This window comes from Pseudomonas sp. FSL W5-0299, assembly GCF_005930655.1.
Taxonomy (GTDB): Bacteria; Pseudomonadota; Gammaproteobacteria; order Pseudomonadales; family Pseudomonadaceae; genus Aquipseudomonas; species Aquipseudomonas mandelii.
The window spans coordinates 14,229-30,684 of record NZ_RXHX01000040.1; the positions used below are offsets into that span (position 1 = coordinate 14,229).

Sequence of the window (16,456 nt, forward strand, 5' to 3'; positions counted from 1 at the left end):
GGTTCAGTCCTTGGGGTCGTAGACACGCCGCACCAGATACACCGGGCGGCGTTTTGACTCGATATACGTGCGGCCCAGGTATTCACCCAGCACGCCGATGCCGATCAATTGCAGGCCGCCCAGAAACGTGACGGCGACCATCAGCGACGCATAACCCGGCAAATCGACACCGGAAATCAAGGTTCGCAAGATGATGAAAATGGCAAACGAGAACGAGATCAGCGAGACGAACAGCCCCAGATACGTCCAGATGCGCAGCGGTTCGGTGCTGAAACTGGTGATGCCTTCCAGCGCGAAGTTCCACAACCGCCAGCCGTTGAACTTGCTCGCCCCCGCCACCCGTTCAAGGCGCTCGTAGTTCACATGCGTCGTGCGAAACCCGACCCAGGCAAACAGGCCTTTCATGAAGCGCCGGGACTCGGGCAGGGTTTGCAGGGCGTCCACCACACAACGGTCCATCAGCCGAAAATCGCCGACGTTTTCCGGCAGATGTTGCTCAGCGATTTTGTTGTGCAGGCGATAAAACCAGTTGGCCGAGGTTTGCTTGGCCCAGGAGTCGGTCTTACGACTCACACGATGACCCAGCACCACTTCATAGCCTTCACGCCAAAGGGCGATCATCTCGAGGATCACTTCAGGCGGGTCCTGCAAATCGACGTCGATTGGCACCACCACCTGGCCGGTGGCGGTCTGCAAGCCGGCGGTCAGGGCCGCTTCCTTGCCGAAATTGCGGCTCAGATCGACGATGCGCAGGCGCGAATCGGTCTGTTGGCGCTCCAGCAGCAGGTCGAGCGTGGTGTCGGTGCTGCCGTCGTTGACGAACACCATTTCCAGACCGATCAGCGTTTCATCCTTGAAGACGTCAGTGATCCGCGCGATGAACAAATCAATGGTCGCCGCCTCATTGAAAACCGGGATCACGAGCGAAAGCTGCACATGCCCGGTCAGTTGCGTTCCGTGCTGATGAGTCAATTGATTGCTCTTTTTTTATAGTGATTTTTCTACAATCCGAGGTCGTCGACAGCTGCTCGACGCCATGAGCCGTGTCGTATTAAGCAGGACCGAGGGAGGTGATGCAAGGGCGAAACTGCGGGGGTTTTGGCCATCCACACCGACCCGGCAGCGCGGGCTGAAATATTTTCAAATGCCTGGAAACAAATGCCTGATGGCCAAAAAACCCAGCTCCGCTAGGCTTGCCCCCGATGCGACACACAGGTTGTCGCGATGACCCATCGCATGGAGCGAGCAGAATGTATTTCGAGATTTACAGGCAATCCAAAGGCACGCCGAGCACCGGCAAAGGACAATGGCGCTGGCGCTTGAGGGCGGGGAACCACGAGACGATCGCCAGTGGCGAGTCGTATGTGAACAAGGCGGATTGCCTGCATGCCATCGGGTTGATCAAAGGGGTTGAGGGTGAAACGCCGGTGAAGGAAATTTAAACCCGATCACCTCTGCCGAACCTGTTCAGTGATCGGGAACAGCTTCGGCATATTTCGTTTTTCGGGGTTGAACTCGCTGGCCCCTTCGCGAGCAGGCTCGCTCCCACAGGAGATCTGTGGCGTACACAAACCCTCTGTAAGAGCGAGCCTGCTCGCGATGGGGCCGGAAAACACATCCTCAAGCCCCCGCCAAAAGCCCCTTTCAACCAGGCAACGGATACAACGCCTCATCAAACTGCGACAAGCGCGGAAACTGCATCGGCCGGTCATCACTCAGATGCTCCAGACGCTGCTGATAACCCTGCAGGAAATCTTTGCGTGCTTCGTCACTGATGTACGGCACATGCCAGGCCACGAACGGCTCCAGCACGTCAAACCCGACATAGGCCAGCGTGCCACGCAGGATCGGCCGCAACATATCCTCCAGCGGACCATGAATCGCGCCATCACCGAACATATGCTCACGGCCGCCCAGGGTGACGGTAACCAGCGCCTTCTTGCCGCTCAATCCGCCCTGGTCGTAAAAACGTTTGCCGCCGTAGCAAATACCCGACACCAACACCCGATCAATCCAGCCCTTGAGCATCGCCGGGGCGGAGAACCAGAAAATCGGGAAGTTCAGGATCAGCAAGTCAGCCCACAGCAGTTTGTCGAGTTCTTGCTGGATGTCCGGCGCCAGCGACTGGCGCTTCACCCCAAGGCGTTGCTCCAGCGCGTACACCAGGTACTCGGGGTTCTCCCGCGAGGAAAAGTCATCGGCACTGGCCACCGGGTTCCAGTTCATCGCGTACAGGTCGCTGACCCGGACCTCATGCCCCTGAGCCTCAAGCGTCGTCACCGCCTGGTCACGCAGGGCGGCGGTAAAGGATTTCGGCTCCGGGTGAGCGTGGACAATCAAGACTTTCATGGCAATTTCCTAAACGTTTACAGGTTTTATGGGTGGGCGATAACCGTGCGCAGATCGTTTGAATCGTCAACGGTCACACCTGGATCGCCTTCACTTCCACAAATTCATTGAGCCCTTCTTCTCCCCACTCCCGGCCATTGCCTGACTGTTTGTAGCCGCCGAACGGCGCCTGATAATTGAACGCCGCGCCGTTGAGAAAGCATTGCCCGGCACGCAACTGACGCCCGAGTTGCAAGGCGCGTTCGGTGCTGCCGGCCCAGACACCGCTGGACAAGCCAAACGGCGAATCGTTGGCGATCTGAATCCCTTGCGCTTCATCGGTGTAGGGAATCAGGCACAGCACCGGCCCGAAGATTTCTTCCTGGGCGATGCGCATGCGGTTATCGACATCGGCGAACAGCGTTGGACTGACGTAGTAACCGCGTTCAAACGCTTGCGCTGTTTCGCCGCCGAAAACCAGCCGCGCGCCTTCTTGTTGTCCGGCCTGAATGTAGTCATGCACGGTGCGACGCTGCGCCGCCGAGCACATCGGCCCGAGGAAACTCTGCGGGTCCAGCGGATCGCCCATGCGCAGGCTTTGGGTTTCGGCAATCGCCAGTTCCACGGCCTCGGCGTAACGACTGGCCGGCAGCAACATTCGGGTCAACGCAGTGCAGGTCTGCCCCGAGTTGATCATCACGTCCTGCACGCCGTAGCGCACGGCGGCAGCCAGATCGGCATCCTCGGCAATCAACAGCGGCGACTTGCCGCCCAGTTCCAGGCACACGCGCTTCACCGAAGGCGCCGCCGCTTGTGCCACGCGAACCCCGGCGCCGGTGGAGCCGGTGAACGACACCATGTCCACGTCCGGGTGCTTGGCCAGCGCTTCGCCGACTTTCGATCCTGGTCCGCTGACCAGATTGAATACGCCGGCCGGCAAGCCGATCGCTTCGATCATCTGCGCCAGCAAAAAGGCATGCAACGGCGTTTCCTGACTCGGCTTGACCACCACAGTGCAACCGGCGGCCAGCGCCGGGGCGAGCTTGCCGATCAGTTGATGCAGCGGGTAGTTCCACGGATTGATGAAGGCGCACACACCGACCGCCTCGCGGATGACCAGCGAATTACCGACCTCGCGCACTTCATCCATCAAGCCGGCGAGTTCGACGTATTGCTCCAGGCCGATGATGGGCCCGTCGACCTGCACCGAACGGCACCATTGCACCGGCATCCCCAACTCGGTGGTGATGACCGCAGCCATTTCATCGGCCCGGGCACTTAACTGGTCGGCGAGGGCACGCAGGTAACCGGCGCGAACACTCGACGGCGTCCGCGACCATGGACCGAAGGCCCGGCGCGCCGCAGCCACCGCGTTGTCGACATCGCGCTCATCGCCCAGCGGCACCGAACCTGCGACCTCTTCAGTGGCCGGATTGATGACCTCGGCGATGCCCTGCCCCGACGGGGTCTGCCAGCGGCCATCGATAAACAGCGTCTTGTGGTTATGCATAGACATGGGCTTCCATCAGTTCAGTGGCGCAACGGGTGATTCGCTGGCAGGCGTCACGCAAGGGTTCTGCGCCCAGCACCAGGCCAAGGCGAATATGCCCGGCTGCGCTCGGACCGAAGGCTTCACCGGCCAGCACCGACACGCCATGACGGTCGAGCAAGCGGTCGGCAAACGCTTGGGCGCTGAGCCCGGTGTCGCGGATATCGACCATCACGAACATTCCGCCATCGGGTTTCAAGGCCCGCACGCCGGGGCAGTCGGCCAGGCATTCGCAGACCAGATCGCGGCGTTGGCGATAGGCTTCGCGCATCGTGTCCAGTTCCGGCAAGTTGCTTTCCAGCGCGACGACGGCGGCGTCCTGCACGAAGTCCGGCAAACCGTAGAGCATGCACAGCGCGAGGTTTTCCAGGTGCTCGGCCAGCGCCGGTGGCGCGATTGACCAGCCGATGCGCCAGCCGGTCATGGCGTGGGATTTCGACAGGCTATTGAGTGTCGCGGTGCGCTCGGCCATGCCCGGCAAACTCGCCGGACTGATGTGTTCGCCGTCGAACAGCAACTCGCTGTAGACCTCATCGGAAATCAGCCACAGGTCGTGGGTGATGCATAAATCTGCAAGCGCCTGCCAGGTGCTGCGCGACAAACTGGCGCCGGACGGGTTGTGTGGACTGTTCAGTGCCAGCGCGCGGGTACGCGGCGTGATGCGGGTGGCGACGTCTTCGGGCAACACCCGAAACCCGTTTTCGGAACGCACCGGCACCGGAATCACCACCGCACCGCAGGCACCGAACACGGCTTCATAAGTGACGTACATCGGCTCGGCGACGAGCACTTCGTCGCCCGGATTCAGTACGCACTGCGCCACGCAGAACAACGCGCATTGCGCCCCGGCGAGCACGGTGACCTGCTCCGCCGAAACGTGCTGGCCACTGCGTTTGGCGTAATGCCGGGCGATGCTTTCACGCAGTGCGCGTTTGCCACGCACGTCGGCGTAGTGGGTGTTGCCGGACAACAGGCTGTCGATGGCCGCCTGCACAATCGGCACCGGGGTGTCGAAATCCGGGTCGCCGACTGACAGCAGCAGAATGTCTTCGCCCTGCTCTTTCAGCGCCAAAGCGCGGTAGTGGATGTCCCAGGCGGCAGCGCCGTCACCGGCGATGCGTTGAGTCAGATCGGAAAAGCGCATGGCGGTATCCTTTTTACAAAATTGGAGTCACTGCGCGCACGCGTGCTTGAGTTCGATCAGGGTCACGCCGTTGCGCTTGAAGCCGTGGCGCAAGTCGGTTTGCAACTCGGCCAGGCTTTGCGGCTCGCTGACCGTGCAACCGAACGCACGGGCAAGGGCGGCAAAGTCCGGGTTGCGCGGCAGAACGCCAATCGGCTCGATATCCAGCCCGATCATGTCGTCGCGGATCTGTCCCAGCGCGTCGTTGTTCCAGAGCAACACCACCAGCGGACTGTCCAGCTCTTCGACGGCGGTGGCCAGTTCCTGCGCGGTGTAGAGAAAACCGCCGTCGCCAACCAGCACCAGACCCGGCCGCTGCGGCGCGCCGAACTTGGCGCCGATGCCCGCCGGCAAGCCATAACCCAGCGTGCCGTAGCCGGTCGGATGCAACCAGCTGCGTGGTGCCAGGCTGTTGAAGGCGTAGTTGCCGGTGTAGGCCAGTTGGGTCATGTCGGTGCTGATGAAGGCATCGTCCGGCAGCTCCGCAGCGATACGTTCGAGTATCGCTTGATGGATCGACTGCAAGGGGCCGTGGCTGTTTTGCACCGCTTCACGCAGCGCTGCGACGGACGCGATCGCTGCACTGGCATCGCGATTGGCGGGCGACAGACGTTCCAGCAACGCGGCGAGGGTGTGTTGCGCATCGCCTGGCAGCGCCACCGCGCACGGGTAGAAATCGTTGAACTTGCGCGGGTCGATGTCCACGCGCAGCAGCTCGGCATTCAGCGGCAGACGCTCGCGCCAGAAATCGGTGTCGGCCATTTCGGTGCCAACGGCCAGCACTACGTCCGCCTCGGCGATGAGTTGCCAGCCCGGCTCGACGCACAGGGTCGAGCCGGCATTGAGGGGTGCATCCGGCGGCAACAGGCCTTTGCCGGCCACGCTGGTAAACAGCGGCGCGGCGAGTCGGGTGCTGAGTTCATGCACTTGCTGCTGCGCATTCAATGCGCCACCGCCGGCGATGATCATCGGCCGTTTGGCGCTTTGCAGTTTGGCCACGGCCAGATCCAGCGCCGTAGCGGCCGGCACGCCACGGCTCGGGCGACGCACCACTTCATTGCTCCAGTCGCGGCTGACCTTTGCCGACAGCACGTCGAGCGGCACGGAAATGTGCACCGGGCGCGGACGTTCACTGTCAAACACCGCGTAGGCACGGGCGATCAGTTCAGGCAGGTCCTCGGCGCTAAGGGCTACCGCCGAAAACGCCGTGATCGGCGCGGTAATTGCGCGCTGGTCCTGGGTTTCGTGCAGGCACCCCCAACCTTTACCAAGGCTGGCGGTGTGGTTGACGCTGGATATCACCAGCATCGGAATCGAGTCGGCATAGGCCTGGCCGATGCCGGTCGCGGCATTGGTCACGCCCGGCCCGGTGATGATGAAGCACACACCCGGTTTTCCGCTGACTCGGGCGTAGCCGTCGGCCATGAAACTGGCGCCTTGCTCATGGCGCGTCAGCACATGGCGAATGCCGCTGCCGGGCAGGCCACGGTACAACTCCAGCGTGTGTACGCCGGGGATGCCGAACACGGTGTCGACGCCGTAGTTGGCCAGCAGGCGGACCAGGGCCTGGCCGCCGGTCAATGTTGTGCTTTGCATATTCACGTCCTCACTCGTGGCCGAGGCGAATCAACGCATCGACCGCAGTCGTGCCATCGGCACCGACCAACAATGGGTTCACATCAAGTTCCAGTAACTGCCCGGCGTTCTCGCAGGCGTAATCGGCCACCGCTCGAATCGCCGCCACCAGCGCGTCCAGATCCGCCGCGTCGCGACCGCGAAAACCCTGCAGCAACGCCGCGCTGCGCAGGCTCAATAACGCTTGGCGAATGGCGCCATCGGTGGTGGGCAGCAACAGGCTGCGACTGTCCTTGAGCAACTCCACCAGAATTCCGCCCGCGCCGATGACCAGGGCCAGGCCGAAGTCGTTTTCGCGTTTGATGCCGACGATCAGCTCGGCCAACGGCGGCTTGGCCATGGGCTCCAGCAGCACCTGATCGAACGGCACGTGCGGCGCGTAATCGACGAGGCTGGCGCGCATTTTTTCCAGGGCAGCGTTGAGAGCGGCGCCGTCCTTGAGGTTCAACGCCACGGCGCCGGCTTCGGTTTTGTGCGGCAGTTGGGAGCTGACCGCTTTCAATACCAACGGATAACCCAGCGCGTTGGCGTCGCTCAACGCCTCGTCCGGTGAGCTCAACACGCCGTTGGGCGTCTGCAGGCCGAAGGCGCGCAACGCTTTTTTCGAATCCCACTCATTAAGCAAGCGACCTTCGCCTTCCAGCGCCTGAGGGCAGTGCGGCACCAGCACTGATTCACCGAGCGCCAGCAGCGCCTGACGGTTGCGTTGATAGCCAGCAATCCGACCCCACGCGGCCAGCCCGTCTTCGACGCCTTGCAACGCCGCCACGCCTTGGGTATGCAGACGTTCGCGAGCGTGGGCCGGCAGCAATTCCGGGAAAGCCGAGGTGACAAAACCGGTCTTGCCGTGGCGGATCAGCGCTGCACAGAACAGCTCCAGCAGCAGGTCGCATTCCTTGCGTTCGCCGGTAAATTGCGCCGGGTAATCGAGCACCAGCATCGCCGCATCGGCTTCGGTGCGCAGGGCGCTGTCGAGCATGTGGTTCAAGGCTTCGCCGTCGCCCCAGATCGCCGTGGTGAAATCCAGCGGATTGACCAGATTGGCGTAGCTCGGCAGCACTTGCGCCAGCTCATCGCGCTGGCCTTCGTCGAGTTTCGGCAAGCTCAGCTCGTTGCGCTCGGCGTAGTCGGCAATCAGCCCGGCATCGCCTCCCGAACAGGCCAGTGCGATCAGGCTGTTGCCCGCCGGCAACTTGCCGCACGCCGCCGCTTTCAAGGTTTCGACAAAACTCACCGGGCCGCTGACGCGGATCACGCCGAGGCGCGCAAACAGACTGTCGTACAGCGCATCGGAACCGGACAGCGAGCTTGTGTGACTCAGCGCCAGCTCGGCACCGATCTGCGACACGCCGGTTTTCAAGGCGATGATCGGAATACCCTTCTCCAATGCCTTGTGCGCCGCGCGGGCGAAACCCGGGACGTTTTTCAGGCCTTCGAGGTGCAAGCCGATGGCGGTGACGCGCGGCTCATCGAGCAACACGTCCATCAATTCGGCGATGCCCAGTTGCGCCTGATTGCCGACCGACGCCATGTAAGCCACTGGTAGCGAGCGGTCACTCATGGACAGGTTGTAGGCAAAGTTACCGCTTTGGGTCAGGACGGCGACGCCCTTCTCCACCGGTTTTCCGCCATGGGCCACCGGCCACAGCGCGGAGCTGTGCAAGTAGTCGAGCAGGCCGTAACAGTTGGGGCCAAGCAAGGCCATGTGGCCGGCGGCTTTGAGCAATTGTTGCTGCAAGGCCTGGCCCTCGGCACCGGTTTCGGCGAACCCGGAGGCGTAGCAGATCGCCCCGCCTGCGCCCTTGGCGGCCAGTTCGGCAACGCAGGTCAGGGTCAGCTCGCGGTTGGTCGCGATGAACACCGCGTCCGGGCCGCACGGCAGATCGGCAATACGGCGCACACACGGCACGCCTTCAAGGCTGTCGTGCTGCGGATTGACCAGCCACATCTCGCCAAGGTAACCGCCGTCGGCGCAGCGCTTGAGCGCGCGGGCCATGCTGCGGCCACCGATAAACGCCAGGTGGCGCGGTGCGAGCATGCGTTTTAGGTTGTCACGAATCGTTTGCGACATAGCCATTCTCCCGACCGGTCAGCGCAACAGTGGCCGCAGCAATTCGCGGGAAATGATGTGGCGCTGGATCTCCGAGGTGCCTTCCCAGACGCGCTCGATCCGCGCGTTGCGCCAGATGCGTTCCACCGGGCATTCGTCCATCAGGCCCATGCCGCCAAAAATCTGCACCGCCTCATCGGCGACCTTGCCGAGCACTTCACTGGCAAACAACTTGGCCATGCCGGCCTCGCCGTCGGTCATGGTGCCCTGGTCCATTTTCCAGGCGGTGTGCAAGGTCAGCAGTTCAGCGGCGCGGATCTGCGTGACCATGTCGGCGAGCTTGAACGAGATGCCCTGGTAGGTGCCGATCGGCTGGCCGAACTGCTTGCGGTCGGCGGCCCATTGCAGCGACACGTCGAGCGCGCGTTGCGCCTGGCCGACGCAGTTGGCGGCGACCATCACCCGTCCGGCCGTGAGCCAGGCGTTGGCCACGTCCCAGCCCTTGCCCACTTCCCCCAGCACTTTATTGGCGGGGACGCGGCAGTCGTCGAAGAACATTTCAAAGGTGTGATAACCGCGGTTGCTCACGCACTTGGGCCCCCGGCGAATGGTCATGCCCGGCGTGTCGCGGTCGACCAGGAACGACGTCACGGCGTTGCGCTGTTTGCCGTTGTGTTCGTAGGTGTCGGTGACCGCGAAAACGATGGCGAAATCGGCGTGACCGGCGTGGCTGATGAAGTGCTTGCTGCCGTTGAGAATGAAGTCATCGCCGTCGCGCACGGCACGGGTCTTGATCGCGTTGGCGTCGGAACCGGCACCCGGCTCGGTCAGCGCGAAGCAATCGATTTTCTCGCCCTGGATGCACGGCAGCAGGTAGTCGTTGATCTGCTCGCCGGTGCAGGCCATGAGGATTTTCGACGGCCGCGCGACAAACACATGCAGCGCCCACGAAACCTTGGACAGTTCACGCTCGATCAGCGCCTGGGACAGGTAATCGAGGCCGCCACCGCCCACTTCTTCGGGCATGTTGAAGGCATAGAAACCTGCCGCAATCGCCTTGCCACGGATCTGTGCCGCCAGCTCCGGGGAGACTTCGTCGGCGCGGTCGACCGCTTCCTCATGAGGCAGCAGTTCCTTGGCGACAAAGCTGCGTACCGCGTCCACCAACATGTCTTGTTCTTGGGTCAGTTGGAAATTCATGGGGCTACCTGTTGTTCATGTGCTGAGTAGGTGTACGAGGCCAGTCATCGAGCCTATTGGCCGCTGAAGTGTGCCGGGCGTTTTTCGATGGCGGCGCGCAAGGCTTCGGCGCCGTCTTTGCTGCGACCGCAAAGCAGGCCGGCGGCGAGCTCGGCTTGCAGTTGCTCCGGCAGGCTGCGCTGGGCGCCTTCGCGCATGAGTTTTTTGGTCTGGGCGAAAGCGAACGTCGGGCCGTTGGCCAGGCGCGTGGCCAATTCGGTGGTCACGTCGTGCAGTTGTTCATCGGCGCAGACTTCGCCGACGAGACCGGCGGCCAAGGCACGGTCGGCGCCCCACAACTCGTCGAGGAACAGCAGGCGCTTGGCTTGTTCGGTGCCGATCAGGCGCGGCAGATGCCAGCTGGCACCGGCGTCCGGCGAGTAGGCCATGCTGGTGTAGCCGGCCTTGAAGCGCGCCGATTGCGCGGCGATGCGCAGGTCGCAGCACAGCGTCAGGTCCATCCCGGCGCCGACGGCGGTGCCGTTGATGGCGGCGATGGTCGGTTTTTCCAGGCTGTACAAACGGCTCATCAATGCATGGGCGGTTTCGGTCCAGCCGTAGCTTTCGAGGGCGCCACGGGCTTCGGCATCGGCCCACTCGGCGAGATCCGCGCCGGAACAGAAACTGCGGCCGCTGCCGGTCAGCACCACGACCCGAACGGAGGGATCGGCGTTGAACTCATCGAGCACGGCGTGCAGGTTTTTCAGGGTCGGAATGTCCAGCGCATTACGCTGATCGGGGCGATCGAGGGTGATCCAGGCCACGCCGGCTTTTACTTGGCACAGCAGAGAAATGTGAGTAGTCATGCGAATCCTCGAATTATTGTGTTTGGCGTGAGGTGGTGCGACTTAGGGCAATACTAAACGAGTGTTCAGCAAGACGGCAATTGGCTGAAGAACGGGCTGTAACAGCTGCTCTTACTTAGTAAGTAATTGATTTTGTTGGCTTAAGTTCTGACATCCAGCCATGCGACGACTGCGCTGTTACAACTTTGAACAACTGCCTACAGCGCGTAACCCACCAAAAACAACGATGGGAGCAAGCCGTGGCGAGGGGATTGATCCTCTCGCCACGGCTTGCTCCCATGGGGTTTTGTCTTGGTGTGTGCGGTTACGCCGTCGGCAAGCTCGGTGCCAGCACCGCCTGGCGCTTGCGTTGAGTCAGGAAGTACGCGGCGTAGCACACCGCGATAAACCCGAAGCCCCAATACAGCGAAGGGCGCTGCGTTTCATCCAATGCCAGGAACACGAACAGCGAACAGCACAACGCAATGCATGTCAGCGGCAACAGCGGGAACCACGGCGCGCGGTATTTCAAGTCGCTGAGCTTGCCGCCATCGCGCAGGTAAGCCTTGCGGAATTTGTACTGCGCCAGCGCGATCACGATCCAGGTCACCGTGCCCGACATGCCGCTCACCGCCATCAACACCATGAACAGCGTGTCCGCCGCGACGAAGCTGGTCATCAACGACACCAGCGCGAAGCACAAGGTGATGCTCAGCGCCCGCAACGGCACGCCGCGCTTGCTCAACGGCGACAGGCTTTTCGGCGCCATGCCGGTCTTGGACATCGCCCACAGAATGCGCGTAGAGGCATACAGGCCCGAGTTACCCACCGACAGAATCGCCGTAAGAATCACAAAGTTCATCAAGTCAGCCGCATAAGGAATGCCGACCATGTCGAACACTTGAACGAACGGACTTTCCATCAACCCGGCCTGCTGCCACGGCACGATTGCCGACAGCACCACGATCGCCAGCACATAGAAAATCAACACGCGAAACACCACGTTGCGCACGGCACGCGGGATGCTTTTTTCCGGCTGATCGGTTTCGCCGGCGGCCACGCCCATGATCTCGCAGCCCTGGAAGGCGTAGACCACAGTCATCATCACTGCGAACACCGCCGACAAACCGTTGGGGAACAGCGAGTCGCCGATCAGGTTGGTCATCATCGGTGCCGGTGCGCCGCTGGTCAGTGGGATCGCGCCGAAAATCACCAGCACGCCGACCACAATAAACCCGAGGATCGCCGCGACCTTGATCCCGGAAAACCAGTATTCCGCTTCACCAAAAGCGCGTGTGGCCAACGCATTCAGGCCGAACAGCACCACCACGAACAGCGCCGACCAGTACCAGATCGGAATGGTTGGAAACCAGCGTTCCATCAGCATGCCTGCCGCCGTGAACTCCAGGCCCACGGTGGTCGCCCAACTCATCCAGTACACCCAGCCGATCATGAAGCCGGTGGCCGGCCCGATGAACTTGGTCGCGTGGGTTTGAAACGAGCCGGACACCGGCATTTGCACGGACAATTCGCCCAGGCACACCATCACCAGGTACATCAGGAAACCGGCGACCAGGTAAGCGAGAATCGCCCCCACCGGCCCGCCCTGATTGATCGTCACTCCGGAGCCCATAAACAACCCCGTGCCGATCACGCCCCCCAGGGACAACATGAAAATGTGTCGGCTTTTTAAAGCACGGGTCAGGTGGATGCCATTACGTTCGATAGATTCGCTCATGTCCGCACCCCATCAGCAAGGTGCGCGTGGCGCGAGGAGGGATCAGCTTTACGGCGGTTCATTATTATTATCTCCAATAAGCTTCGAAGACCGCGCTGTGGCGGTTATCTCGATTATTGGAAGGCCATGTAAGCTCCCGTTGACCTTAACGCTCGAAGTTGTAAAAAGTCGTAACGAACTTGTATGTCAGGGGTGTAGCAGGTCGGTCAGCGTCTGTTGCGAATGCTGCAAGTGCGCGTGAACCTGCGGTGCCAATATCCGCAACCTTGATTCGTCGTTGACCAGCGCAGCCTCTTCCAGCGCGCGCAGCACAGTGGCCAATGCACGAAAGCCCAATGAGTCGCTGCTGCCGGCCAAGCGATGCGCCAAGTGAGCGACTTCGGTGCAATCGTCGGCCTCGATCGCTTCCGTGAGCGCTTCGCGATGCTGGCTGATCGAATCGCGCAACACCGCCAGCAATCCCTGGAGTTTCTGTTCACCGAGCAAGGTGCGGTGGGTGTCCAGCAGCGGCCAATCCATTGCCTCGTCAACAGGCTGCGGCGTGGGTATTGGTGAATGCCCGGCCAGGGCCTGACGCAGATTGTCGAGCTTCAGAGGTTTGGCGAGAATGCCGTCCATCCCGGCATCCAGATAACCGCGCACCAGCGCCGGTTGCACACTGGCGGTCAGGGCGAAGATTCGGCATTGGCGGTTCGGGCCTTCGGTGCCGCGAATCAATGTGCACAACTCGACGCCACTGATACCCGGCAGGTGCACGTCGAGCAGGATCAAATCGAACGTCTGCCCGGCGCATTGCATCAGCGCCTGCTCGCCGTCTTCGGCGAGCCAGACCTGATGCCCGTCCCGTTGCAGCAAGCCGCTGACCACTTCACGGTTCAGCGCCACGTCCTCGACCACCAGAATCTTCAGCGACCTGCCGGGTTCGCTGCTTGACGCCACCTCGGTGGTGCCGGTCGACGGTTGCAACGTCACTTCAAACCAGAAACAGCTGCCCTGCCCGACCTGGCTTTCAACACCGATCTGCCCGCCCAACTGCTCCACCAGATGTTTGCAAATGGCCAATCCGAGACCGGTTCCGCCGAAGCGTTGCGCCACCTCCTCGCTGGCCTGCGTGAAGCGCTCGAAAATCTTATCCTGCACCGCCGGCGCAATGCCGATGCCGTTGTCCGTCACGCTCAGGCGCAGCCGTTGCCCGGTCTGTTGCGGGTTGGGAGCCAGCAGCACGACCTCGACTCTGACCTCTCCACCTTCGGTGAACTTGATCGCGTTGGCCAGCAAGTTGCTCAATACCTGACGCAAGAATTGTTCGGCGCCGCGGTGGCGACCAGCGACTTGCGGATCCATCCGGCAGTGCAGCGTCGTGTTGTTGCTCAGCGCGCGCGGTTCAAGCAGCGTCAGCACCTCGTCGAGCAACCGCCGGAGGGAAAAGTCGACCGGTTCCGGGTGGCTGACGCCCTCCTCCAATCGAGCGAAATACAGCACTTCATTGAGAATCGACAACAACCCTTCGCCCGCCTTGTACAACGCATCCAGACGTTTGCCGTTGCGCTCATCCAAGTGGGCGTCACGCAGCAACTCGGCCATGCCAAGGATGCCGTTGAGCGGCGTGCGCAGTTCGTGGCTCATGGTCGCCAGGAACCGTGATTTCGCAAGGTTGGCCGCTTCGGCTTCATCCTTGGCACGCATCAGGCTGGCGGTGCGGCGCTCGACCCTTCGCAGCAGTTCATCGCGGTTGTCTTGCAGGGCCAGTCGATCGGTTTCCCGGCGGTCAATGTCACTGAGGATTGCCCGGCGCATGTCGTCCAGCGCATGGGCCACGGTGTCGATTTCGTCCTCGTCGGCGCCACGGCGCTTGTCCAGCTGCAAGGGGTCGTGCCAGTCACCGGCGGCAACGCGCCGGGCGAATTCGGCCATGACTTGCAGGTGACGCGTGACCAAGCGGTAAAACAGCCCCGACAGCGCCACCGCCAACCCGCATAGGAACACGCTCATCCATAACAGGCTGGTCAAACCGGTGGCATACAAACGCTGGTGCACGGCGCCCAGATCGGTGCTGACCTCCAACTGGCCCAGATGCCGCAACGGCCCGGACGGCGGTTGATAGTCCAATTGAAAACGCTCAATGCGCAACGGCCCGACCGGCTCCGCGTTGCCATGCAGCAGATCGAAATCAGGGCTGATCAGATGCACCCGTGCCACGTCGGAAAAATCCACCAGGCCGCGTAACTGCACATTCAATTGTTCCTGGTTCAAGTCCCAGAGACTGCGCTCCAGACTGGCCAGATACCCGGCGCGAATCAGCTCCATGCGCGAATCGATCTCGCGCATCTCGCGGCGGTATTCGAAGTACAACTGCACGGTGCTCGCCAGGACGGTGAAGCACAGGCTGAACAACAGAATGAACAACAGCAGACGCCGCAACAGCCCCCCGGGCCGTGCGCCGATCATTTCGAATTCGCCGGCAGGTTGATCATGTCGCGGTACGTGACTTCGCTTTCGTCGAGCAAACGCTCGACCTCCCCGGCATCGACCATGCGTTTGAGTTGCGCATCGATGTCCGGCATGCGGCTGGCCAGTGGTGAACGGCGTGATACCGCAATCCGCAGGTAGTCAACGCTCAAGGAGGTCGGCAAGGCGACGATGTCTTGTGCGCCCGGCAGGTTCTCGACGTAAAGCTCGCCGGTGCGTCGCTCCGAGGTGATGAAGTCGATGCGCCCGCGAATCAGTTTTCCGAAGTTCTGGCGGCTGTCAGAGACCCACTCGATGTTTTGGTGCTGTGCGACCAAGCGGTCGAATTCCACGCCATAACTTTCACCGAACAGCAGCCCGCCACGGTAATGGGCCAGGTCCTCCAGACGCTCGAATTTCACCGGACGCTGGCGGTTGATGAACAGTGCGACCTCTTCACGCAACACCGGCACCGTGGAAAACATCATGCTCTGCTCGCGTTGTGCGGTGTTGTAGGCCAACACCACATCGACCCGGCCTTCAGCGGCGTCGAGCAGGCAGCGCTTCCAGTTGCCGAGCACGATGATGTCGACTTCATAGCCGAGTTTCTCGAAGAGGTTTTTCACCACGCTCGGGGCCAGGCCGCGCACCTGCTTGCCGTCACTCCAGGAGATCGGCGGGTAGACCGGATAGTCGCAATAGCGAATCTTTTCCGCCGCCATTGTGCTGTGGGCGACCAACCCCAGCAGCAGCGCAAACAGCCGCCACATAAGAGTCAGGCCGCTACGCTGGCGGTGAACAGGTAACCGGCACCGTGGATGGTAATGATCAACTGCGGCTCGGCCGGGTCGTCGTGCAACTTGCGCCGCAAACGTCCGACCAACACGTCGATAGAACGATCATTGGGCACCCACTCGCGGTTGCGGATCTGGTCCATCAACTGATCGCGGCTCAACGTGTGGCCGCTGTTGCGCAGGAACACGCTGAGCAGCTGGTATTCGCCGTGGGTCAGCAGGGTTTCGCTGCCAGTGGCGTCGATCAGCCGTCGGCGATCGGTGTCCAGCGCCCAGTCGGCGAATTGCTTGACCGGTTTTGCAATGGCCGCCACCGGCTGGGGCGCCTGCGCGTGGCGAACCCGGCGTATCAGGTTTTTCGCCCGGGACACCAGCTCGCGTGGGTTGAGGGGTTTGATCACGTAGTCATCGGCGCCGCATTCGAGGCCGACGATGCGATCGATTTCATCGTTGCGCCCGGTGATCAGAATGATCCCGACTTCCGATCGGACCCGCAGCTCCCGGGTCAGGGTCAGCCCGTCCTTGCCCGGCAAGCGGATATCGAGCATCACCAGATCCACCGTCTGGCTCGCCAGAAAGGTTTCGGCCAGCTCCGCGGTGGCGGCGCAATGCACGTCATAACCTTCCTGGGACAGGTAGGCATGCAGCAGTTCGCGAATCAGCGGATCGTCATCGACGATCAGTACCCGAGGAGTCATCGCTAGGTG

13 protein-coding genes are annotated in these 16,456 nt (G+C 61.9%); 1 reads left to right on the forward strand and 12 read right to left on the reverse strand.

Annotated features, from left to right (window positions below):
* Window positions 1-3 precede the first annotated feature (3 nt).
* The gene (locus FHL16_RS29075; protein WP_010462173.1) at window positions 4-972 is read right to left on the reverse strand and encodes a glycosyltransferase family 2 protein; all 969 of its coding nucleotides are present in this window, start codon (window positions 970-972) and stop codon (window positions 4-6) included.
* A 278-nt stretch (window positions 973-1,250) separates the two neighbouring features.
* Between FHL16_RS29075 and FHL16_RS29080 the strand changes: the two genes are divergently transcribed.
* The gene (locus FHL16_RS29080; RefSeq protein ID WP_010462174.1) at window positions 1,251-1,442 is read left to right on the forward strand and encodes a YegP family protein; all 192 of its coding nucleotides are present in this window, start codon (window positions 1,251-1,253) and stop codon (window positions 1,440-1,442) included.
* Window positions 1,443-1,644: 202 nt separating this feature from the next.
* Here FHL16_RS29080 and FHL16_RS29090 read toward each other — a convergent pair whose 3' ends face one another.
* From FHL16_RS29090 to FHL16_RS29140, 11 genes are all read right to left on the reverse strand, one after another.
* A complete protein-coding gene (locus tag FHL16_RS29090) occupies window positions 1,645-2,349 on the reverse strand; it encodes an NAD(P)H-dependent oxidoreductase (RefSeq protein ID WP_077750037.1) in 705 nt (234 codons plus the stop codon).
* 73 nt (window positions 2,350-2,422) lie between these two features.
* The gene (locus FHL16_RS29095) at window positions 2,423-3,838 is read right to left on the reverse strand and encodes an aldehyde dehydrogenase family protein (RefSeq protein WP_010462179.1); all 1,416 of its coding nucleotides are present in this window, start codon (window positions 3,836-3,838) and stop codon (window positions 2,423-2,425) included.
* Window positions 3,831-5,021 (reverse strand): pyridoxal phosphate-dependent aminotransferase, encoded by a 1,191-nt coding sequence (locus FHL16_RS29100; RefSeq protein WP_010462180.1) that lies wholly within the window; start codon window positions 5,019-5,021, stop codon window positions 3,831-3,833. The genes FHL16_RS29095 and FHL16_RS29100 overlap by 8 nt, the downstream gene beginning before the upstream one ends.
* 27 nt (window positions 5,022-5,048) lie before the next feature.
* On the reverse strand, window positions 5,049-6,656 hold the full coding sequence (locus FHL16_RS29105; protein ID WP_077750038.1) for a 5-guanidino-2-oxopentanoate decarboxylase: 1,608 nt from the start codon (window positions 6,654-6,656) through the stop codon (window positions 5,049-5,051).
* A 10-nt stretch (window positions 6,657-6,666) separates the two neighbouring features.
* Entirely contained in the window at window positions 6,667-8,766 is a 2,100-nt protein-coding gene (locus tag FHL16_RS29110; protein ID WP_077750039.1) for an acetate--CoA ligase family protein, read from the reverse strand.
* Between the two features lie 18 nt (window positions 8,767-8,784).
* Window positions 8,785-9,945, reverse strand: a complete 1,161-nt coding sequence (locus tag FHL16_RS29115) for an acyl-CoA dehydrogenase family protein (RefSeq protein ID WP_010462188.1) — start codon at window positions 9,943-9,945, stop codon at window positions 8,785-8,787.
* A gap of 53 nt (window positions 9,946-9,998) precedes the next feature.
* On the reverse strand, window positions 9,999-10,790 hold the full coding sequence (locus tag FHL16_RS29120) for an enoyl-CoA hydratase/isomerase family protein (protein WP_077750041.1): 792 nt from the start codon (window positions 10,788-10,790) through the stop codon (window positions 9,999-10,001).
* Window positions 10,791-11,094: 304 nt separating this feature from the next.
* A complete protein-coding gene (locus FHL16_RS29125) occupies window positions 11,095-12,507 on the reverse strand; it encodes an amino acid permease (protein ID WP_010462192.1) in 1,413 nt (470 codons plus the stop codon).
* A gap of 186 nt (window positions 12,508-12,693) precedes the next feature.
* Window positions 12,694-14,955 (reverse strand): ATP-binding protein, encoded by a 2,262-nt coding sequence (locus tag FHL16_RS29130; protein ID WP_077750042.1) that lies wholly within the window; start codon window positions 14,953-14,955, stop codon window positions 12,694-12,696.
* Complete coding sequence (locus tag FHL16_RS29135; RefSeq protein ID WP_077750044.1) at window positions 14,952-15,725, reverse strand: substrate-binding periplasmic protein; 774 nt, start codon at window positions 15,723-15,725, stop codon at window positions 14,952-14,954. The genes FHL16_RS29130 and FHL16_RS29135 overlap by 4 nt, the downstream gene beginning before the upstream one ends.
* Window positions 15,726-15,730: 5 nt before the next feature.
* The gene (locus FHL16_RS29140; protein ID WP_010462198.1) at window positions 15,731-16,447 is read right to left on the reverse strand and encodes a response regulator; all 717 of its coding nucleotides are present in this window, start codon (window positions 16,445-16,447) and stop codon (window positions 15,731-15,733) included.
* Window positions 16,448-16,456: the final 9 nt, after the last annotated feature.